General features: G+C 44.9%; 21 protein-coding genes and 1 riboswitch. Of the genes, 14 read left to right on the top strand and 7 right to left on the bottom strand.

Annotated elements, in window-relative coordinates; translation table 11 throughout:
• Positions 1-10 precede the first annotated feature (10 nt).
• From ABDW16_RS04660 to ABDW16_RS04645, 4 genes are all read left to right on the top strand, one after another.
• Positions 11-1,525 (top strand): RagB/SusD family nutrient uptake outer membrane protein, encoded by a 1,515-nt coding sequence (locus ABDW16_RS04660; protein WP_343668042.1) that lies wholly within the window; start codon positions 11-13, stop codon positions 1,523-1,525.
• Positions 1,526-1,543: 18 nt separating this feature from the next.
• Positions 1,544-2,404 (top strand): PKD domain-containing protein, encoded by an 861-nt coding sequence (locus tag ABDW16_RS04655; RefSeq protein ID WP_343668041.1) that lies wholly within the window; start codon positions 1,544-1,546, stop codon positions 2,402-2,404.
• An 84-nt stretch (positions 2,405-2,488) separates the two neighbouring features.
• Positions 2,489-4,003, top strand: coding sequence for a DUF4832 domain-containing protein (locus ABDW16_RS04650; RefSeq protein WP_343668040.1), 1,515 nt, complete (start codon positions 2,489-2,491; stop codon positions 4,001-4,003).
• 1 nt (position 4,004) lies between these two features.
• Positions 4,005-5,057, top strand: coding sequence for a DUF5009 domain-containing protein (locus ABDW16_RS04645; protein ID WP_343668038.1), 1,053 nt, complete (start codon positions 4,005-4,007; stop codon positions 5,055-5,057).
• 24 nt (positions 5,058-5,081) lie between these two features.
• On the opposite strand, the gene ABDW16_RS04640 is transcribed toward ABDW16_RS04645, so the two are convergent.
• Positions 5,082-5,597: a DinB family protein gene (locus tag ABDW16_RS04640; RefSeq protein ID WP_343668037.1), complete on the bottom strand. Its 516-nt coding sequence runs from the start codon at positions 5,595-5,597 to the stop codon at positions 5,082-5,084.
• Between the two features lie 73 nt (positions 5,598-5,670).
• On the opposite strand from ABDW16_RS04640, the gene ABDW16_RS04635 reads away from it, so the two are divergent.
• The 4 genes from ABDW16_RS04635 (at position 5,671) to ABDW16_RS04620 (ending at position 8,685) form a co-directional block, all read left to right on the top strand.
• Positions 5,671-6,513 carry a rhomboid family intramembrane serine protease gene (locus tag ABDW16_RS04635; RefSeq protein WP_343668035.1) on the top strand — a complete coding sequence of 281 codons (843 nt, stop codon included), beginning with the start codon at positions 5,671-5,673 and terminating at the stop codon, positions 6,511-6,513.
• Positions 6,510-7,190: a TIGR02117 family protein gene (locus ABDW16_RS04630; protein WP_343668033.1), complete on the top strand. Its 681-nt coding sequence runs from the start codon at positions 6,510-6,512 to the stop codon at positions 7,188-7,190. The genes ABDW16_RS04635 and ABDW16_RS04630 overlap by 4 nt, the downstream gene beginning before the upstream one ends.
• Positions 7,191-7,207: 17 nt before the next feature.
• Positions 7,208-8,068: an AraC family transcriptional regulator gene (locus tag ABDW16_RS04625; protein WP_343668032.1), complete on the top strand. Its 861-nt coding sequence runs from the start codon at positions 7,208-7,210 to the stop codon at positions 8,066-8,068.
• Between the two features lie 74 nt (positions 8,069-8,142).
• Positions 8,143-8,685, top strand: coding sequence for a YbhB/YbcL family Raf kinase inhibitor-like protein (locus tag ABDW16_RS04620; RefSeq protein WP_343668031.1), 543 nt, complete (start codon positions 8,143-8,145; stop codon positions 8,683-8,685).
• 65 nt (positions 8,686-8,750) lie between these two features.
• On the opposite strand, the gene ABDW16_RS04615 is transcribed toward ABDW16_RS04620, so the two are convergent.
• A complete protein-coding gene (locus ABDW16_RS04615) occupies positions 8,751-9,422 on the bottom strand; it encodes a hypothetical protein (protein ID WP_343668029.1) in 672 nt (223 codons plus the stop codon).
• A 20-nt stretch (positions 9,423-9,442) separates the two neighbouring features.
• The gene (locus ABDW16_RS04610) at positions 9,443-11,551 is read right to left on the bottom strand and encodes an outer membrane beta-barrel protein (protein ID WP_343668027.1); all 2,109 of its coding nucleotides are present in this window, start codon (positions 11,549-11,551) and stop codon (positions 9,443-9,445) included.
• 185 nt (positions 11,552-11,736) lie between these two features.
• Between ABDW16_RS04610 and ABDW16_RS04605 the strand changes: the two genes are divergently transcribed.
• Positions 11,737-12,771, top strand: coding sequence for a histidine kinase (locus tag ABDW16_RS04605; protein WP_343668025.1), 1,035 nt, complete (start codon positions 11,737-11,739; stop codon positions 12,769-12,771).
• On the top strand, positions 12,740-13,435 hold the full coding sequence (locus ABDW16_RS04600; protein ID WP_343668023.1) for a LytTR family DNA-binding domain-containing protein: 696 nt from the start codon (positions 12,740-12,742) through the stop codon (positions 13,433-13,435). Before ABDW16_RS04605 ends, ABDW16_RS04600 begins: the two co-directional genes overlap by 32 nt.
• A 22-nt stretch (positions 13,436-13,457) precedes the next feature.
• On the opposite strand, the gene ABDW16_RS04595 is transcribed toward ABDW16_RS04600, so the two are convergent.
• The 4 genes from ABDW16_RS04595 to ABDW16_RS04580 all read right to left on the bottom strand — a co-directional run bounded on the left by ABDW16_RS04595 (position 13,458) and on the right by ABDW16_RS04580 (position 18,372).
• The gene (locus tag ABDW16_RS04595; protein WP_343668021.1) at positions 13,458-14,417 is read right to left on the bottom strand and encodes a zinc metalloprotease; all 960 of its coding nucleotides are present in this window, start codon (positions 14,415-14,417) and stop codon (positions 13,458-13,460) included.
• Positions 14,418-14,610: 193 nt separating this feature from the next.
• Positions 14,611-15,447, bottom strand: a complete 837-nt coding sequence (locus tag ABDW16_RS04590) for a hypothetical protein (RefSeq protein WP_343668020.1) — start codon at positions 15,445-15,447, stop codon at positions 14,611-14,613.
• A gap of 35 nt (positions 15,448-15,482) precedes the next feature.
• A complete protein-coding gene (locus tag ABDW16_RS04585; protein WP_343668018.1) occupies positions 15,483-16,121 on the bottom strand; it encodes a hypothetical protein in 639 nt (212 codons plus the stop codon).
• Positions 16,122-16,242: 121 nt separating this feature from the next.
• On the bottom strand, positions 16,243-18,372 hold the full coding sequence (locus ABDW16_RS04580) for a GH92 family glycosyl hydrolase (RefSeq protein WP_343668016.1): 2,130 nt from the start codon (positions 18,370-18,372) through the stop codon (positions 16,243-16,245).
• A 55-nt stretch (positions 18,373-18,427) separates the two neighbouring features.
• A riboswitch (TPP riboswitch) is annotated at positions 18,428-18,522 on the top strand.
• A 43-nt stretch (positions 18,523-18,565) separates the two neighbouring features.
• Here ABDW16_RS04580 and thiM point away from each other — a divergent pair.
• Genes thiM through ABDW16_RS04560 form a run of 4 tightly spaced genes read left to right on the top strand, consistent with a single transcriptional unit; the run spans position 18,566 to position 21,452 of the window.
• Positions 18,566-19,372, top strand: coding sequence for a hydroxyethylthiazole kinase (gene thiM / locus ABDW16_RS04575; RefSeq protein WP_343668014.1), 807 nt, complete (start codon positions 18,566-18,568; stop codon positions 19,370-19,372).
• Positions 19,365-19,991 (top strand): thiamine phosphate synthase, encoded by a 627-nt coding sequence (gene thiE, locus ABDW16_RS04570; protein WP_343668012.1) that lies wholly within the window; start codon positions 19,365-19,367, stop codon positions 19,989-19,991. The genes thiM and thiE overlap by 8 nt, the downstream gene beginning before the upstream one ends.
• Positions 19,988-20,821: a bifunctional hydroxymethylpyrimidine kinase/phosphomethylpyrimidine kinase gene (gene thiD, locus ABDW16_RS04565; protein ID WP_343668011.1), complete on the top strand. Its 834-nt coding sequence runs from the start codon at positions 19,988-19,990 to the stop codon at positions 20,819-20,821. The genes thiE and thiD overlap by 4 nt, the downstream gene beginning before the upstream one ends.
• On the top strand, positions 20,808-21,452 hold the full coding sequence (locus ABDW16_RS04560) for a TenA family protein (RefSeq protein ID WP_343668010.1): 645 nt from the start codon (positions 20,808-20,810) through the stop codon (positions 21,450-21,452). Before thiD ends, ABDW16_RS04560 begins: the two co-directional genes overlap by 14 nt.
• The last annotated feature ends 1 nt before the right edge of the window (position 21,453 follow it).

Here is a 21,453-nt window from a genome sequence, read left to right as displayed (position 1 = left end):
CTATCAGGCCATGAGAACAAGATTTTTCTATATCATACTTATCATACCCATCCTGCTCAGCAGTTGTCTGAAAGATGTGAATCCAAGTGACTCCCTCACTACAGGCAACCTGACGGCTACAGTTACCGGTTTACAAAATGCACTGAACGGCGCTTATGCATTGTTCAAAGACCATGTGACTTTCAATGGCGTAGCAGATGCCAATAACATGTACCTGCGCCAGTATTTCCAGATGAGCGATTTTGCCAGCGATGATATCGTGTGTGGACAAACCACTACTGACCCGCTGTATTACAGTTTTTCGCTGGCACATACGCCTACGCAGACGAACAGTCGTTATTTCTGGTATATCTCTTACAAGATCATTAGTGATGCTAATACAGTAATCGAAGCAGCATCAGCGATTGAGAATCCCAGTAACGAAGTAAAGCAGCTGATTGGGGAGTGTTACTTCCTGCGTGCGTTCTGTACTTTCAACCTGGCACGATTCTATGCAAAGCCTTATTCACAGGACCCAACAGCAGCGGGTGTGATTCTGCGTACCTCTACCAGCGATCCTTCTATGAAAGCAAGGGCTACGGTGGCAGAGACTTATGCACAGATCATTGCAGATGCAGAAAAGGGGGCTAGTCTCATGAATACATCCCGGGGTGTACAATATGCTTCCAAAGAAGCCGCTTATGCATTGTTGTCCAGGGTTTACCTGTATGAAGATAATACAGACAGCACCACTTACTACGCTAACCAGGTAATCAACTCAGGTCGTTTCACACTGGAAACTGCCACCGGTTTTACATCCATGTTTGCAAACGCCACCAGCAGTACAGAAACTATCTTGTGCGTAGCCCTGACTACCAACGATGATTATGGTAAAGCAGGTTCTATCGCTTCCATGATCTACACCGATGGTAATTCAGGCTGGGGCGAGGAATTTGCCACTACATCACTGCGTGATACCATGGCAGACCATACCGAAGATGTACGCTGGAACTACATCGTACCATTCAAAGATGCAGATGGCAATGTGCAGAAAAAGAATGGAATTGAAATGTACATGATCTCTAAATTTTCTTTCCAGGGCGGGAGTCCTACCCTGAGCTCTCCGATTATGTTCCGCCTGGCAGAAATGTACCTGAACAGGGCAGAGGCCGAAGCGAAGGCCGGTAATACTGCTGCCGCACTTGCTGATGTAGATATGATCCGTAAGAACCGTGGATTGCAAGGATCGCTGTATGACGGAGCATTACCTGCAGGTAAAACAGTGTTGGATGTCGTATTGAAAGAAAGACGTATAGAACTGGCTTTTGAAGGTCACCGTGCACTGGATGTATACCGCAATAAAAAATCATTGAACCGTACCTATTGGGGATATCACCTGGCGGGGTTGAAAGAGTCTGATATCAACCTGTCTGTACTGCCGACTAATTATGATAACATGATCATCAACTGGGATAACAGCAAGACGATCTACTATATTCCGATTGATGAGATCCAGACGAATACATTGTGCACACAGAATCCTTAACACTTAAAGCCGTAGATCATGCGTTTCAATAAATATATCATGATAGCCCTGATACTGCTGGTAGTAGCAGGAGCCTGTAAAAAAGATAATGACACACCATCAGCTGATTTGTTTTATGAAGTAGCGATAGATGGTAATACTGTCACCTTCAAAAACGAAACAACGGGTGCCACCTCCTATAAATGGGATTTTGGGGATGGTGATTCTTCTACAGAAGAAAGCCCGGTGCACATTTATCCCGGCAAAGGAAAGTACGTACCTACTTTGTATGCATATACAAAGGAAGGCAAGGTGTCAGAGGGTTCAACCGTGATTAACATTGCAAAAACATCACCGGTAAAACTGGATGACAATACTTTGTCTGACTGGGACACCATTTCTACTTATGTGGTAACACCACCTGCATCAGAAACCTACTTTAAGAAAGCGAAGTTTGACTATGATGCGAACTATATATACATTTATTTGGAAGTAAATGCAGTGGCAAATTCAGGTAATATTTATGACTTCTATATGGATACAGATAATAACTCCGGCACTGGTTTGCTGACCGGTACATTCCCGGATGGTGGTTATGATGTATTGTTAGAAGGTTCAGTATTCGGCAGTTGGTTAGATGCATTCAACTTTGCAGGTGCGAACCAACAATCATTTTCCTGGTCAGCCTCAGGGGCCTCCGAATTTTATACAACAGGGGCCACAGCCCAGGATGGCAGTACCTATAAATTTGAAATGCGCCTGTCCCGTTCCAAACTCAAAAACCTGGCCGCAGCCACCGCTTTCAGAATTGGTATCGAAGCGACTAAGAGCGACTGGTCGGCTACCCTGGGTGATTTACCGGGTGGCAAGCAATCATCCATCTTAATCACATTTGAATAAATTTTTACCGTAGCTGGTACGCGGGGGCAGGGAGGCAGTAAATTGCATGACCTGCCCTTTTTATTTAACATTAAAGAGAATTGCATGCGCTTCTTATTACCGATTATATTGTTGGCTGTAGCTTGTGATAAGACCAGCGGCGGGGATAGTAATGTAGCCAAAGACAGTACGACAATCACCTATACTGCGAGTACGGAAGATTTTCCCAATCCTGAAAGAGGTTTTTATAGATATTCAGAAACAACTGTGGATAACTTCACTGCCCTGGATGCTACTACACTGGCTACTTACAAGAGTGGTGCGACACCTTCGGGCGGTAGCTTCAGCGTGATGAGTACATTGGTGTTCCGGTATTTTATCATGAGTGGGTATACCGGAAAGTCTTTGCCGGCTACCTTCCTGACTAATCTTACCAAAGATTTTGCAACGGCGCGTGCCGCAGGGGTGAAACTGATACCAAGGTTTACCTATACGATTAATGTAACGGCAGGTAGTTGCCCGGAGAGCTGGATCTGTACACCCTATGGCGATGCGCCAAAGAGTGTAGTCCTGAATCATATCAGCCAGTTAAAGCCCATCCTGCAGGCAAATGCCGATGTGATTGCCACTGTACAGTTAGGGTTTATAGGTGTATGGGGCGAGAACTTTTATACCGACTATTTTGGAGATGCTTCCTCTAATGGACAAAAGCAATTACTGGATAATAACTGGACAGATAGATCAGAAGTATTGAAAGCTATGCTGGATGCATTGCCGGCGGACAGAATGGTGCAGATCCGTCTCCCGCAGTTAAAGCAGAAATTTGTATATGGGGTGAGTGCTTTGCCATCTTCCAATGCAATGACAGCGGAGGAAGCAGCTACAGGTACAGACAAGGCAAGGATCGGTTTTCACAATGACTGCTTCCTGTCCAGTGCAAATGATTACGGCACCTTTGCAGACTATGGTAATTCATCTTCCGCTCCTGTAGAAGCTACAACAGCTATGCGGAATTACACCTCGATGGATAGTAAGTATGTAGTAGTAGGCGGAGAAACCTGTAGTGATGCATATAGTCCGCAGAATGATTGTGAACCATCCGGACATGCAGAGCAGGAGTTTAGTGATATGCATTATAGTTTCTTAAATGCAGATTACAATGCAGATGTAAATAACGATTGGCAAACGGGTGGATGTTTGGATAATATAAAGCGTAAATTGGGTTATAGGCTTGTATTGAAAGATGCAACTCTTCCATCGGGATTGGCTGCTTCCGATCCGTTGTCCGTCACCATCCATTTGCAAAATACAGGCTATGCAGCACCTTACAATCCACGACCTGTACAATTATTGTTGCGCAATACGGAAAGTAAGAAAATAGATACCCTTACATTCACAACAGAAGTACGTAAATGGCTGACGGGTGATATTACTTTAAGGCAATCCTTTACACTACCTGCAGGCATAGCAGCAGGAACCTATGAAGTATTGCTGAACTTACCGGATGGATATACCTCGCTGCGCAATATGCCGGCATATAGTATCCGGTTGGCGAACGACAATGTATGGGAGTCCACTACCGGTTACAACAACCTGAATCATAAGATCACAATCCAATAATATGCTAAAATCTTCCGGACGTTTATTATCACTGGATGTAATGCGGGGTATCATCATGATCCTGTTGGCAGGTGAGAGTAGCAGGGTGTATGATAGTTTGCATGAGGTGTGGCCGAATGCCTTCATAGCGCAGTTTTTTCATCATCCCTGGCATGGGTTGCATTTCTGGGACCTGGTACAACCGGCATTTATGTTTATGGCAGGAACGGCCATGTATATTTCGTATGAAAGCAAGTTGCGGAAGGGGGTGAGCTGGTCGCAGAACTTCCGGCACATATTAATACGGAGTCTGAAACTGTTTATATGTGGTGTAGGTTTACACTGTATCTATGCAGGTAAACCCGTGTGGGAGTTATGGAATGTACTCACACAACTGGCGTTCACCAGTATCATTGCTTATTTGTTTATCCGCCATTCATTTACCGTACAGATCATCGTAGGTTTTTTATTAATCATGCTCAATGATGTGCTTTACAGAACCATATTGATGCCGGGTTTTGATCAGCCATTTGTAGAATACCACAACTTTGGTGCGTACATGGATACAGTGTTAATGGGTAAGATCAATACAGATGGCTGGGTAGCGATCAATATCATTCCGACAGCAGCGCATACCCTGTGGGGCATGGCGGCGGGCAAGTTGTTGACAACTTCCCGTACAGGTGGGCAGAAGACAATGACCCTGATCGTTGCGGGTTTAACAGGTTTAATCATTGGCTTTGCGGCAGATTGGTTTGAACTGTCTCCGATCATAAAAAGGATTGCAACGGCAGGGTTTGTATTAGCATCGGTGGGCTGGGTATTATTAATATTGGCCTTTCTGTATTGGTGGATAGATATCAGGGAACACAGCAAATATACCTGGGTAGCAGTAGTAGTGGGTATGAATGCGATCTTCATTTATCTCTTCTTTGAAACGGTAGGCGGGCAGTGGCTGAATGGGGTAGTGGCTATCTTTGTTCCAATAAAGGTATTATCAGCTTTTGTAACGTGGGGATTAGAATGGGGATTGTGTTACTGGTTATACAAGCGAAGTATCTTCTTTAAATTATAGAAAAGGGCTCATGGAGCCCTTTTTTTATAAATATTTTTCTTTCAGAATTTGCATATGGTGCAATTCGTGCCCGGCCATTATATAGAGGATGGTCCTTACTGAAATAGGGTTACCGGCAGAGGTGCCTTTAATAGCTCCCTGCTCTTCAGTGATATTTCTTACCACATAAGCATTCGCAGTTCTCACCGCTTTCATCTCTTCCGCAAGGTCCTGGATCGTCCTGTTATTTGCGTCTGACAGTGCCACATAATCATCCTGGTCAAAGCCGGGTAATCCTTGTTTTTCTCCCCTGATAAAGCAGAGCAGGCGATAGCCAAAGATCCTTTCTGTATCAATGATATGGCCTAATACTTCTTTAATGGTCCACTTACCCGGGGCATAAGTATGATTGCCTTTTTCTTCCGGGATACTGGTATAAAAGGCATATCCCTTGTCTTTCAGGTCGAGTATTAACTGCTGTACAGGGGCGTCGCCCACCTGTTTGATATAATTCATTTGATAGTCAACGTATTCTCCTGGTTGAGGTTTGGTCGTGATCATGGCGGTTATTTTAACATAATGATACAAAAAAATAATTTTTTGTAATTTTAAGATTATCTCAATACCGGAAAAAATGGGGACAATCGGACTTACCTGTTTGTTAATTATCATTGTTAATATCATCGTCTCGTTCAGAGGATTCAGGGATGCTACCTTCTTTAACCGCTACGCCTTCGACGTAGACGGTATCCTTATTTACAAACAATACGACCGTTTTATCGGCGCCGGCTTTCTCCACGCCAATAGAACGCACCTGTTTCTGAACATGCTGGCCTTATTTTTCTTCAGCACCAGTTTAGATTACTTTCTCAGCTATGGGGCATACCTGACCATTTATTTCGCCAGCCTGGTGGGCGGGAGTTTATTATCTCTCTTCCTCCACCGGCACCACGGTGATTACACTGCTATCGGTGCTTCCGGTGCTGTGAGTGGTATCATCTTCGCCTCTATCGCCATCGAACCGGGCATACATGTAGGATTATTATTCCTGCCTTTCCGTGTACCCGGTTGGCTTTTTGGCATCGGTTACGTATTGTATTCCATCTACGGCATCCGGTCTCAACGTGACAATATTGGTCACGATGCTCACCTTGGCGGTGCCATGGTTGGCATGATGACTGCACTCCTGTTCCAGCCGCTGGCACTGGTATACAATTATACCACCATCCTGTTGATCTTAATCCCCGGCATATTATTTATCTACATGGTGATCAGGCACCCGCACCTCCTGCTGGTCGACAACCTGTATTTCAGGCGTCACCACAAAGGCGATCTTACTATAGACGATAAATACAACTCCGCCCGTGTAATAAGAGAACAGGAAATAGACGGCCTGCTGGAAAAAATCCATAAAAATGGCCTCCGTAGCCTTACTAAAAAAGAAAGAAAAACACTGGAAGATAACTCCAAATTATGATCAGGAAAGTACTGAAAATAACATTATACACCATCCTTACACCTATTGTACTCGTTGGCCTCTACCTGCTCTCAGCCTGGGGACTATCCCGCATTGCAGTTGCAGCAGAACCATCAGCAAATAACAACATCCCGATGTACATTCTCACCAATGGTGTACACACGGACCTGGTCATCCCTGTCAGAACTGCACAGATAGACTGGAGCAAAAGCATCCTGTTCGCCAACACCATTGGCAACGATACTACTGCGCAATGGATCGCTTTCGGCTGGGGAGACAAAGGCTTTTACCTCGAGACTCCTACCTGGGCCGACCTGAAGTTCAGCACCGCCTTCAAAGCCGCTACCGGCTTAAGCACCGCTGCCATTCATGCGACCTATTATAAAAATCTGCGCGAAGGAAACGACTGTATCCGTACCAGCATTGACAGCGCCAGGTATGCAAGACTGATTGCCTACATCCGCCAAAGTTTCAGGCGGGATGACAATGGCCAGGTGATGCATATCGTGACCAATGCGAACTACGGCCGCAACGATGCCTTCTACGAAGCCAAAGGCAGCTACAGCCTCTTCCATACCTGCAATACCTGGGCAAACAACGGCCTCAAAGCCTGTGGACAACGCGCCTGCCTCTGGACACCATTTGATAAAGGAATCTTTTATCAATACAGGAAATAGCATCGTATCTTTGCCGCATGAATACGTTCAATCTGCCAATGGACCTGGTACCGGAAAACGACAATGTGCACATCATGAGTTACCAGTCTTCATCAAACGTGGTGAAGAACAAAATCACTATGCACACGAATTTGTTCAGTTTCCTGCTGGCAGGCGTAAAAACAACGTTCTACGCAGAAAAGAGCGCCCAGATTGACCCGTCTCAGTTCATCCTGCTCGCAGGTGGCAATTGTCTGATGAGCGAGAAAAATGCCCCTGAAAATGGCATTTACAGGAGTATCCTGTTTTTCTTTGACAATACGATCCTCAATGATTTCTTTTTAAAATATCCACATATCCTTCAGGGTAAGGTCAATACCCTTACCCGGGAGGAGCCTTTCATCACCTTCAAGCTGGACCCGTTCTTACAAAACTTCCTGCACTCCCTCGAACTGATGCTGGCTTCCGGCAGGCCCATTTCGAGAGATATGCGGATACTCAAGTTTGAAGAACTGATGTTGTACATGGCTGATAAATACCCGCAGCAGGTGCTCAGTCTGCGCACTACCAACAGGGAGGAGCACGACTTTCGCCGGGCAGTGGAAGCACATATAGAAAATAATATTACCGTAGATGAGCTGGCCTTTCTCTGCAACATGAGCACTTCTACCTTCAAGCGCCGCTTTGCAAAAATCTACGGCGTGGCCCCCAGTAAATGGTATTTACAAAAGAGAATGGAAATAGCGGCTACCCTACTATTAAACAACCGCGAAAAACCCAGTGATGTATACCATAAAGTAGGATATGAAAACCATTCCAGTTTTACCCAGTCTTTCAAACAGGTATATGGTCTTACCCCCAGCGAATACCAGCAACAGAAATTGACCGTTTTGCAATAGCTTCTGACCTGTTAGCTGTAAAACTACCCCCATGGCTCCTCCTAACTTTGTATCACAAACAAATACGAGGAACTATGAAGAAATTAAGCACATTGCTGGTACTGATAGCTATTTTCGCCATCAACGCACAGGCACAGACCTTTACCCTGAAAAGCAGCGACCTGGGTGGTCAGTTCTCTAACAAACAATATTTCAATGGATTGGGTTATACCGGCGAAAACCAGTCTCCTGCACTGTCATGGGAAAATGCCCCTGCTGGTACCAAAGCTTTTGCTATTACCATGTACGACTTTGATGCCCCTACCGGCAGTGGTTTCTGGCATTGGGTAGTATACAACATTCCCGCAGATGTAAAGGAATTAAAGGCTGGCGCCGGCAATCCTGCCAAACAATTGTTACCAGCCGGTGCTATCCAGGGAGTAACAGATTTCGGTCAGCCAGGTTATGGTGGTCCGGCACCTGTTCCGGGGTTGCCACACATGTACCTGATCACCGTATATGCTTTAAAAAGCCCATTAACGCTGGATAAAAGTGCAACTGCAGCTTATGTTGGTTTCAATCTGAATATGACAATGTTGGGCAAAGCTTCTATCGTAGCCTACGCACAACATCCTTAATTTCCGGCCGCAGGCCCATGTCCAAAAAAATAGCCTTTTGCCGAAGGCAAAAGGCTATTTTTGGGCTATTCTATTTTTGTCATCTTTTTATTCATCTTCTGCAACCATCCTGAAGCATAAATCACATGATTATCCACTTCCAACCTATTCATCACTCCCTTCACAAAAGTCTGCACCTTATCCGGCAACTCATAAAACTCTTTATCTACTTCCGTCTTCCTTAATCCATCATACACTGAATTCTGATGCCTGATTGCCACCTTCTTCCCCTTATAATAAATCAAAATCTTCATCCTGCCATCATCCACCCCATTCTCTCCTGAACTTCCATAAATCATCACCGGGTCAGCCACTCCATCTCCATCAAGATCCTTAATAGTCGTATACTTCGTAAAAAACCAGATACTCTCCTCCATCTCCACCGTCAGAATATGATCATTCAACTCCCACACCTTACTAAAAACCCCACTCTCCAATTTCAGATTCACCGCCTTAATCTTCCAGTGTAGCGTATCTTCAACCGTCGCACTATCCACACTTTCGCACAACGGCATATAATAATCGCCTGTCTTATCTGCATAATTATACACCAACCTGATTGGGTACTTCAACCCCAGCTGCTGCTGTACACTCTCCGGAAATAACTTATCCACTTCCGGTTTAATCAAAACTCTTGTCTGGCTATGCCCACTCCAAAAAATAAACAGGGCAAACAATGTAATAGTAATCTGCTTCATGCCCTAAAGATACAACAGAATTACCTCGCTCTTTCCTGTTCCTGATCAGCAGTATTATCGCTATGGTTCCGTTTACGTGCAAACGTATCTCTACCAAACCGATACGTAAACGCCAGCCCTATTTTTTGCGAATCATAAATGCCCCGGTGTGTATAATAACTATCCTTCACTCCGGCAGAATGATTGTTCTGCCCCGCAGTACGGAAAATATCTTCTGCATTCAGTTTCAGGGACGCCTTGTTCTTCCACAATTTCTTCTGCACACCAGCATACATAATAAACCTTGGATTGATGATATCCTGCCCGTTGATATTCCTGCCTGAATAATCCCCGCTGGCCTCTGCACTCCACCCATGCGATAAATCAAATTGGTTATACAACCGTACCCTGGCGGAATAGGTGCCGGCATTCATGGCTGTGGAAAATACCTGCCCGTGCAGCTGCATTTTCCCTGCCAGCATATTTGCATTCAGGTCCCACCATTTTGCCGGGTGTAAATTTAAGTTAACAATCACCATGGCAATATATCCCTTTGCCACATTCTCAGGTTTGGAAATGTAAATATTATCCTGCACGTCACTCAGCGTAAAGATGATATCCCTGAACCAGTTGTATTGCAATCCTACCCCCAGCCATTGCTTATACTGGTACTTTAACTCTGTTCTGTAATTCGTTTGCGGACGCAGGTTAGGATTACCCGTTGAATAAGTATAACTATTTTCAAAAGCAATAAAAGGATTTAATTGTTGATAATTAGGTCTGTTCACTCTTCTGCCCAGGTTCCAGCTCAGTGTATGATTACCTGCACTGTCTAATTTATAACTCAGAAATACAGTAGGAAAAGCCTGTGTATAGCTCCGTTTAAACAGGGAGGCTGCGTACGCAGTATTCCCCGGTTGTCTGCCAGTGATATTGGTATTCTCTACACGCAAACCTGCCTGCGCTCCCCAGCGTTTCCAATTCCTTTTCGCACTGATATAGGCCGCATTGATATTCTCGTTATAAATAAAATGATTGGAATTACTATCCACCTGCATCCACTTATCAGTATAATACCTGGAATCATAATCATTCTTTACAAAACTGGATTTAGCCCCTGCTTCAATACCAATAGGATGTACATAGTCTGCCTTGGCTGCAAAGATCCGCATATCAGACACCAACCGGTAATTAAAGAAATCACTGTCATTATTCAGGTTTTGTTCGTCATGATTATTATAGGAAATATAACTGGCATCTGCAGAAAGTTCATGCCCTTTATTATCGAACCTGTGCAGGAAGTTCAGGTTACCGCTAAAGTTTTTCCAGTTGGCATCACTATAAGTAAAACCTGTGCTGGTACTATCATTACTAGCCTCGCTGATATAGTCCCTGGTATAAATACTCGGTCTTTGCTGTGCATTCACCTCAAACCCGATCACGGTCTTAGCACTTGCATTATAGTCCATACCCAGCCTGATACCTTTGGTATTGGACCTGCCTTTGACATGTGTAAGTAAGTATACATGCAGGCTATCCGTAAAGTAATCCCTGTTTGTTTTGTCTTCATCGTACGCTGCATCCCTGCTATAATTGAAACTGGCAAACCAGTTCATCTTTTTATAATTGTAATTGATGTTCAAAGCATCATTGGTTCTGGCATAAATACCCTGGTTACCACTGAGCGAAATATTGCCGGTCAGGCCAAGGATCGTATTTTTCTTTAACCTTAAATTGATCACCGCGCCACCGCCTGCATCATACTTAGCGGGTGGTGCATCCATGAGCTCTATTTTATCCAGGGTGCTACCGGGTAATCCTTTCAGGTAGTTCGCCAGGTCCTGGCCAGACATATAGGTGGTTCTGCCATTTATTAATACCAATACGCCTTTCCCATTCAGGTTGATCGTACCATTATGATCTACGGTCACCCCCGGTGTTTTATTCAATACTTCCAGGGTGTTGCTGCTGGCGGCACTGATCATCGCATCTACATTCACAATTGTTCTGTCAATACTCTGTTCCAGCAGGGGCTTTTTGCCGGTTACTTCCACACCTTTAAGCTGTACCTGTTTGGGTTTGGTGGTATCCTGCCCATGTACCCGGGCCAGGGATAGAAGGCTGATAAAGATGGCGATTATGGGTCTCATTGCGTGTAATTTTTAGCAAAGATTGGCTGGTAGCGGGGGGAAGAGAAATTTTAGTGATGTAACTCGTCATATCCGTGACGAAAACCTTATTTTCAAGGTTCGTCAGTCAATTTCACAGGTTCGTCATTATTAGCTGGCAAAGTGGGCGTAGTTACCCATATTTGTACCATAGAAACACAATCGATATGAAAACGGTGGGAAATCTGAAAATACATCTCATAGGCGGAATGGTTTCCGGTGTGGTGTTGTTTATCCTGATAAGACAATTTGTACATACGATCACCGTCATGGACGACGAAGAAATTGCCTTTGCACTCACAGTAGGCTTTCTAGGAGCAGTATATACAGGCCGGTTTATATCGCTCTTATTCATCAATGAAAAGCGGCAGGTGCCTGCCATTGTACTGGTAGTCCTGTCAATGCTTTTTTTAACATCCTGCTTTTTTGCCAGTCTCTTTGTATCCAAAGCCATTCAGCGCCAGGATTTCTTCCACGATTTCCTGTTCCCACTCTCTTTTCTCATCATGAGTCTTACCCTGGGCATGCTCATTAAACTCTTCCGTACCCGGATTTTCACACACCTGCGGGAGGCCCAGATACTGGCGGCCAATAGCCAGAGCGAACTGCAAAACCTGCAATCCCAGTTAAGCCCGCATTTCCTGTTCAATACTCTCAATAATATGTACGGCCTGTCTATAACATCGCCGGACAAAGTGCCAGCGCTGCTGTTACAATTATCCGATCTGCTGCGATACTCCGTATACGATGCCAGGGAAATGTTTGTACCTTTAAAGGAGGAACTGAGGTACATCAACAACTACATGGAATTTGAGAAAATCAGGATAGGGGAGCGCCTGCACCTGAACACCGTGGTAGAGCCTTTTGATGATACAGCTGATATGATTGCCCCTATGCTCCTGATCGTATTTATAGAAAATGCTTTTAAGCATTCTAAAAATACCATCAGCGACAAGATCTATATTGAAATAATGATCCGGCGCTGGAGTGATAGCATTCTCTTTTCAGTAAAGAACTCCAGGGGCGAAGCACCGCATGAGCGTAGTGGCGGTCTTGGATTGGAGAATGTAAAGAAGCGCTTATCTTTACTGTACCCAAACCAGTATGATCTGAACATAGATGATGGTGATAAATATTTCACGGTACAGTTGCAGCTAAAAATAAAGAAACATGAGGAAGATCAATTGTCTGATAGTCGATGATGAGCCTATAGCAAGGCAGATAATACAAACATATTGTAGTCACTTTCCCATGCTGCACATAGTAGCCTCCTGCGGCAATGCCCTGGAAGCAAAGGCCGTCGCCCAGCAGGAAGACATTGAAATAATCTTTCTCGATATCAACATGCCGGTACTGAATGGACTGGCATTTTTAAAAACCCTCAAATACCAGCCACAGGTAATTTTCACCACTGCATACAAGGAATATGCGGTGGAAGCCTTTGACTTGGCGGCTACCGATTACCTGTTAAAGCCTTTTTCATTGGAAAGGTTCATTGTAGCCGTAGATAAAGCATTGGAAAAACTGACGGAACCTGAATTCACCGTCAGCAAAAAGGAAAACTTTATCTTCATCAAGGCAGATGGAAAGATCTATAAAATACTGTACGAAGATATTTACTATGCAGAGGCCAGTGGCAACTACACTAAGGTAGTGACTAAGCAACGTACCATTCTCCCTACCATTACTTTCTCTGGTTTTGAAGAATTATTGCCCACTCATTTATTCATCAGGGTACATCGTTCATTTATCATCAACAAGGCCAGCATTACACATATAGAGGGCAACAGGGCATTTATCAATACCACAGAGATTCCCATAGGCAGCAATTACAAAGAAAACTTTCTGAAGCAACTGGGTTTGTAAAAACTCTCTCCCGGCGTTTTACTTAATGGGCAAAACCATAGCGGCCGCCACCACTTACGAAGGTAGCGAGCATCCTGGATTTTTGTCCGGCAGTGAACATATACATACAGGCGTCGTCAGTATAGTCCATAAAGTTCATAGTTTGCTCCACAGGAGTGCCTGAACAGGTGCTGTAGTGTGGATAAGTAGGGCAGCCATAATTAGCGGCATTGTGAGCCGGGGTATCATCTACATAGTCAGTACCGCAGGTGGCATCGCCCCATATATGACGCAGGTTCAGGTAGTGACCTACTTCGTGGGTGGCAGTTCTGCCCAGGTCGAATGGAGAAGTAGCCGTACCGGTATTACCAAAGCAGTCATAAGCAATTACAACGCCATCGGTAGCACTGCTACCACCGGGGAATTGTGCATAACCGATCACACCACCGGTCATAGCACCTACCACCCAGATGTTTAAAACAGAATCAGGAGTGGTAGGGTCAATACCTCCCTGGGAGCTCTTTTTCATCGCATCGTTGGTAGACCAGGATGTTTTGGTCGTGCTTTTACGTGTCACACTCTTCAAAACAAAGTGTACACCCACGGCTGCTTTCACACCAGAAAACAGTGTAGGAACGGTAGAATACTCGCTGTTAGTGCCGTTGTAGTCTGCATTCAAAACGTCGATCTGAGACTGGATCTGGGCGTCAGATACGTTTTGGGCAGAGGTTTTGTACAATACGTTTACCACAACAGGAATCAGGATAGAACCGTCTGACAACAGGCGATTCAGCGATTTGTCCTGAAGCACCCGGGCAGTGTTTGCTTCGATCGCAGCCATTCTTCCGGCAAGGGTGGGATCTTCTTTCAGTTTAGCGCTCAATACTTCCATTGTTGCACAACTGCGTTCTTTGGCTGACGCGGTTTCTACAGGTTTTTCTTTCTTACTACAGGCTGATAAGAATAGTGCTGCGCATAGTAATAGTGCTGTCGTTGTTTTCATGTGTTACAGATTTTGGTGAAACTCATACATATGCTATCACGGGAATGAAATCTATCCGGGAGAGAGGTGGATAGATATGGTAGATTTGGGTTTACCAGATAAATATAATGCAAAATGCTGCGCGGAGCACAGCATTCAATAATTTCCGTATTTTCTTCACCAATTTCTGCGACAATGTCGGGTAAAGCGTTGCTTATATGCGCAGGCCCAGTCCGGCAGAGAAGTAGAACATATTACTACCAGTCTCAACACCACTGATCAGGTGCTGTGGCAGCACATAAGTACCCGATAAGGAACAGTTGAAATGCTTGTAGACAAATACCACAGGCAATGAAAATTCGTAAGAGAGTATGTTGAACTGTTCACTGTTTTTAGTAACAACTTCCGGCTGCGTTGGAATGATGTTGAAGAGCTTCTTTTGCTCGTAATAAGTCTTACTGAAATTCTGAGTGCCGAAGTAAGCGTATGCAGTAGGGTTGATACCGATAGCAGCATGCTTTTTCGGATAGCGGATCAGGAAGAGGTGATCTAATCCGGCAGCAGCACCTACGTCTGTTTTATCACTGAACTTAAGGTTACCATTGATGTTGAAGGTAATCACCTTTGTTTCGAAAGCAACATTAAAACCAGTTTGTGATTTTACAACGGATTGAATCAATCTTGTATCTTTTTCATACAGGTATTGATTGTAAAAGATATTGCCGGATACTTTTTTGTTTTGACCAAAGCGGTAGCCGCCTTCAAGAACGGTAGCGGTATAATCCAGTGTATGGACCGGGTTGTTAATAAAGATCATGCTTGCCTGTGCATACAATCCCATTTTCAGCTGATAGCCAATGCTGGGATTGAGCAGACTACTTTTTAGACTGTCAGTACGACCGTAATAGGAGATCCTTGACTGGAAATCCAGGTTAGCGGTAAATACATTCCTGCGTGTGTCAGTTTTAGTCGTCTGGGTAGAGTCCTGCGCACGGAGGAATAAGGGCATGGCAATACCAACCAGCAAAAGGAATTGTATGCGGGCAATCATGATGAATAAATGATGGTTACTTGTAGAGAAAGAAATTAATTATTGGCATTCACGTGACCAGATACGTTGGCGCTGGCAGATGTTTTAGCAGCGGGAGTAGTAGACTTCACCTTTGTAGCAGTGGTAGTTGCCGCTGTTTTTACACCAGTAGCAGTAGTAGTCGCCGCTGCTTTAACACCAGTTGAAGTGGTAGTTGCTGCTGCTTTTACATCACTACCAGTAGTAGTCGCCGCCGCTTTTACATCAGCCGCGTGGGCAGTTGCCGCTGTCTTGGTTGCAGTTGCTGTTTGTTTTGCTGCGCTCTTCGCTTCACCGGTAGCTGCTTTGGTATCTACAGTTGCATTTGCTGTCGTAGCAGAAGAGGTAGATGCATTGGTACCTGTTGCGGATGCACTTGTGTTCGAAGTAACACTCACGCCGGTATTACCTTTTGCGCGTTGTACGGCCTCAGTAGTATTAGCAGCTGTATTGCTGGCAGCTGTCGTAGTTTTGTTCACTGTAGCCTGGGTTGCATTCGCCACCTTATTGGTAGTTTTAGTAACCACTGCTGCGTTTGTTTTTGCAGCTACAGAACTGCTGGTTGCGGATGAAACACCCAGATTAACTTGTGAAAAACCTGCGTAGCTGATAAACATTGCTCCTGCTGTCAGCAGGAATTTGAAACGTGCATTCATGATGATATGGTTTAGGTGATTCAAAAAAAATATGCTGGTATGAAAAATCATAAACTATGCCAGACTCTAAAGGCATAGCCCATATAAGTATACGTAATCACCGATGTGCCTGGTTTTCATTTCAAAAAAAGAAATCCAGTTCACCACCCTGCATTATTTGTTCATATGTAATTGCATGTCCTTCCAGTTTTTTTCCATTAAAAACCATACCCCTCCTGTTTCCTGTCCGAATTACCTTCAACTGGAACTGTTTATTATCAGGCAATAAAATAGTGACGCTATCAAAAATAGGAATGGATAATTCATATTGATTACTTACCGGGTCTACAGGGTAAAAACCCATAGCAGCAAACAGGTACCAGGCAGACATCTGTCCGGCATCATCATTTCCACTCAAACCTCCCGGCCCGTCAGCATATTCTTCCCGCAGTATTTTTTGTACTACAGCATGTGTTTTATAAGGTGCTGCAGTAAAGTTGTACATAAAAGGAACCTGGTGTCCCGGTTCATTGCCATGCCAGTATTCGTCTTTTTCAAACAGGCTATCCAACGCCGCTTCCAGGTTTATTTTTTTAGCTAGTCCAGTTACATCCTGTGGTACATAGAATGTGTACTGCCTGGGAGTACCTTCAGTAATATAAGGTTCTTTATGATCTGCGCTGAAAGGAGTATACCAGGTGCCATTGGCATACCGGCCTCTTGCCATACCCACCTTTGGATCAATAACGTTATTATAATTCTGTGCCCGCTTAGCCAATATTTTATAATCCGCTGTCTTACCTAATGCTTTTGCCACTGTAGACAATGCATAATCATCATACGCATATTCCAGCGTACGGCTTACCTGTTCTTTTTTATGAAAAGCAATGGGTACGCTATCTTCCATGGGAATGTATCCATACTTTATGTAAGTATCCAGTGCTCTTCTGCCTTTCCCGTTTAAGTAATCCTCACCTTTTGCCATTTCAAAAGCATTCTTTCTCATCAGCGCATACGCAGCATTCACATCATAATTTTTAATGCCTTTATTAAAAGCAGAAGCAATAAAAGCAGTAGAATGATCGCCAATCATAGCAGCTGTATAACTGTTCCAGCAAGGGAAAATAGGCAACCATCCACCTTGCTGTCCTTTTAATACCAGTGAGTTTACAAAGTCATTCACCAAGGTCGGTTGCAATATTTCAAACAGCGGCAATTGCGCCCTGTAAATATCCCACATAGAATAATCGTCATAGTAATCTCCTTTGCTGATATGCTCCGTCTGATAGTCGCCTGCAAAACGTGGATAACTGCCATCCACATCATTGAACAAACGGGGATGCTGCATGGCGTGGTAAAAAGCAGTATAGAAAATACGTTTGTCTTTTTCCACACTGGTTGCTACTTTTATTTGATTCAGTGCTTTATTCCACACCGCTTCATGCTGCGCTTTCAGGGCAGCAAAATCCCACCCGGGTATTTCAGCTTCCAGGTTTTTACGGGCAGCTTCAATACTGGTAAAAGAAGTACCAATACGTACCCTTACCTGTTCGCCTTTTTGCAGGTAATAAGCCGCATAACCAGGTTTTGCCAAAGGGGCGACCTGCTCTACCTGCATTACAAAATACCCGCTAAAACCAGCTGGCTGGCCCCATCCCTGGTAAATACGGTGCACAGGATTGTAACCGGTTATTTCATGTCTGGCAGTATCAATATTCACCACTCCTTCTTTCCTGTCACTATTCGGCGTTAGCAACAGGTACAGGCTATCAGTCTTTTCCATGGTGAACTGGATCATGCTACACCTGGCAGTCGCCGTTATTTCTGTACTAACAGCCGGGAGTGTTAATTTATAATAAGCAGGGGTGCTTATTTCTTTATCGTGCGAAAAAGGTGTTGCATAGTCAGTGGTAAAATGTCCTGCAATAGGCATAATAGTGAAACTACCATAATCCTGGGTACAGGATCCACTCAGCCAGTGAGTACCTCTGAACCCTGTCAGCAGGCTATCTCTGTAAGTATAAGGAGGAAAACATTTGTTTTCAGTCGTATTTGTTTGCGGCGTCCACTGCGTCATACCAAAAGGCAGTCCCACTGCCGGAATGGTATTGGCATAAGATTCAGTGCCACTGCCATGTTTCTGGGAAGAAGCCGTAGTACTGGCTGCTGTGCCCGAAAGAGGCTGAACATAATGTAGAAGATCTGATGTCTGTGCATTGACACCCCCGTGGAAAAGGCAGACCATAGCTGCCATTGATACAAATAACCGCATGGCTACAAGTATAAAAAATAATTATGTCATTTTCTCCCGTTGTTTGCTAAATTTGAGCAGGCTTTAGGGGTGTTCCTTCACCGGAACTGAGAATTACTCTTCGAACCTGATCCGGTTAGCACCGGCGTAGGGAAAAGCGGCAGCTTAACGCATGCGTACTCCTGGCCATTATCTATAAAATTTATATGGCATTATGAAGGAGTTTATCAGGGAACAGATCCTGACTGTTCGGCAACAATCCCCGCTGGTTCACAGTATCACGAATTATGTAGTCATGAATAGTACTGCCAATGCATTGCTGGCAGTAGGTGCATCGCCCATTATGGCCCATGCCCATTCTGAAATGGCAGACATGGTCAAAATTGTAGGCGCACTCGTTATCAACATCGGTACCCTCGATGAATATTGGGTGAAGAGCATGGAACTCGCCATCGGCCAGGCCAATACCCTGGGCAAACCATGGATACTGGACCCTGTAGGGGCAGGCGCTACGCCATACAGAGACGAGGTATTAAGACAATTACTGCAACTGAAACCCACCATCATCCGTGGCAATGCTTCTGAAATTATGGCGCTGGCCCGTAAAAATGCCGGTACTACTAAAGGCGTGGACAGCACAGAAGAAAGCACTGCCGCAGTAGAAGCTGCCCGTTTGCTGCAACAGCAGTTTGGAAGTGTAGTCTGTATATCCGGTGCCGTAGATATCATTGTGGGTAAAGACACTACTATATTATTGTCAAACGGACATCCGCTGATGGCAAAGGTGACGGGTATGGGTTGCACCGCTACAGCCCTCATTGGTGCATTTGCAGCTGTGAATCCAACGGATCCTTTTTGTGCCACCGTTTCGGCTATGGCCCTCCTGGGAATAGCGGGTGAAAAAGCGGCAAAGGTATCTGCCGGTCCAGGTAGTATGCAGGTGAATATACTGGACCAGTTATATCAACTCACAGATGAGACAGTGGCTTCCCTGATAAAATTAGAGGAGTCTCATGTTTAATCGCAGACTATACCTGGTGATCAGCGAAGCGGCCTGCAAAGGCAGAGACCTGGTTGCAGTGGCCAAAGCTGCTGTGAAAGGGGGCGTAGACGTGATCCAGTTGCGCGAAAAAGAACTGGATAATGCAGCGTTTTTAGATCGTGCGCTCCGTCTCAGGGAGGCACTCTTACCTCACGGCGTACCCCTGATCATCAACGACAACTTGTGGGTGGCACAGCAATGTAGTGCTACCGGTATACATGTGGGTAACAGTGACCTGGCGCCATTGGCGATCAGGGCACAATGGCCTGCCTGCGGCATTTTAGGCTATTCCGTAGAATACGAAAAGCAAATCTGGCATGCCGACGCAGCAGCTTCAGATTACCTTGCACTAAGTCCCATCTTTGCTACACCAACTAAAAGAGATACCGTCACAGAATGGAAACTGGAAGGAATCAGGCATATCCGTGCACTTACAGATAAACCACTGGTTGCTATTGGCGCTATTCACGAAGGCAATGCTGCCGATGTGATCAGCGCAGGAGCAGATTGCCTGGCCATTGTATCTGCCATTTGTGGCGCACCTGATCCTGAAAAAGCAGCTGCCGCCATTCGTCTTCAAATAGAAAAAGCACTATGACAAAATATAAATATGTACCGGTCTTGACCATCGCAGGTTCCGACAGCGGGGGCGGAGCAGGCATACAGGCCGACCTCAAAACCTTTGCTGCACTGGGTTGCTTTGGAACATCCGCGATCACAGCGATCACTGTACAAAATACACTGGGGGTAACGGGTATTCATAGCATTCCTCCCGAAATAGTGACTGGTCAGATCCGTGCAGTGATGGATGATATACAACCGGCAGCCATTAAAATAGGAATGATTCACTCACCTGCTTTAGCGCTGGCAATTGCGGAGACTTTGGTTTTGTACCCGCATGTACCGGTGGTGCTGGATCCGGTCATGGTGGCCACCAGCGGAGACAGGCTGATAGAGTCGGAGACCATTTCAATACTGAAAGAAAAACTGTTCCCTTTGGTATCACTGGTTACACCTAACCTGGATGAAGCAGCTATCCTGGCAGCAATGCCTTTGCAGCAGCTTTCTGATATGAATGAGGCAGCAGACAGGATATTACAAACAGGCTGTAAAGCAGTGCTGGTAAAGGGTGGTCACCTGGCCGGCCATGAATTGTTTGATGTATACAAAGATCAGGCAAATGGTGTGCATATCATATCCAGCCAGCACATAGATACTCCCAATACACATGGTACAGGGTGCACCTTATCATCTGCCATAGCAGCTTACCTGGCACGGGGCGAAAAACTGGTAACAGCGATTGACAAAGCCAGCCAATATATACATACCGCCATTGCCGAAGGGCAATATGTACAAACGGGGAAGGGACATGGCCCCCTGAACCATTTCTTTGCACCTGAAAAACAAATTATACATGAGTTGGAGTGAAAGTGCGTGGCAGCGGACCGCCCATATTTATGACGAAATTATCGACATGCCATTTATTAAAGAACTGATAGATGGTACATTACCTATAGAAAAATTCAAATTTTACATAGCACAGGATGCACTGTACCTTGAACAGTTTGGACGTGCATTGTCCCTGATAGCAGCAAGAGCTTATACGGTAGAACAGGTATTGCAATACACCCGTTTTGCAGAAGGTGCTATCGTAGTGGAAAATGCTTTGCATGCTGCCTATTTCAAACAGTACGACATTACAGGCCGGATGGCTATCTCTCCTTCCTGCCATCATTATACCAGCTATTTATTGAGCACCTGTGCCCTGGCTTCGGTGGAAGTTGCCATGGCGGCAGTACTGCCCTGCTTCTGGATTTATAAAAGAGTAGGCGATTACATCTATACACAGCAAACTGCTGCAGATCATCCTTATCGCAACTGGATAGATACTTATGCCGGGGAGGCATTTGGCGAACTGGTACAAAAAGCAATCGGCTTTTGTGATGCAGTCGCTACACCTGCTTTGGAGGAGGCGATGCATGGGGCATATGAAAAAGCATGTAAACTGGAATTCATGTTTTGGGACAGTGCGTACAGACTTGAAAATTGGATGGTCTAAG

Origin of the sequence: Chitinophaga sp. (genome assembly GCF_039596135.1) — a bacterium.
Taxonomy (GTDB): domain Bacteria; phylum Bacteroidota; class Bacteroidia; order Chitinophagales; family Chitinophagaceae; genus Chitinophaga.
The sequence above is the reverse complement of the archived record's forward strand: the minus strand, read 5'-3'. Positions and strand labels throughout refer to the sequence as shown.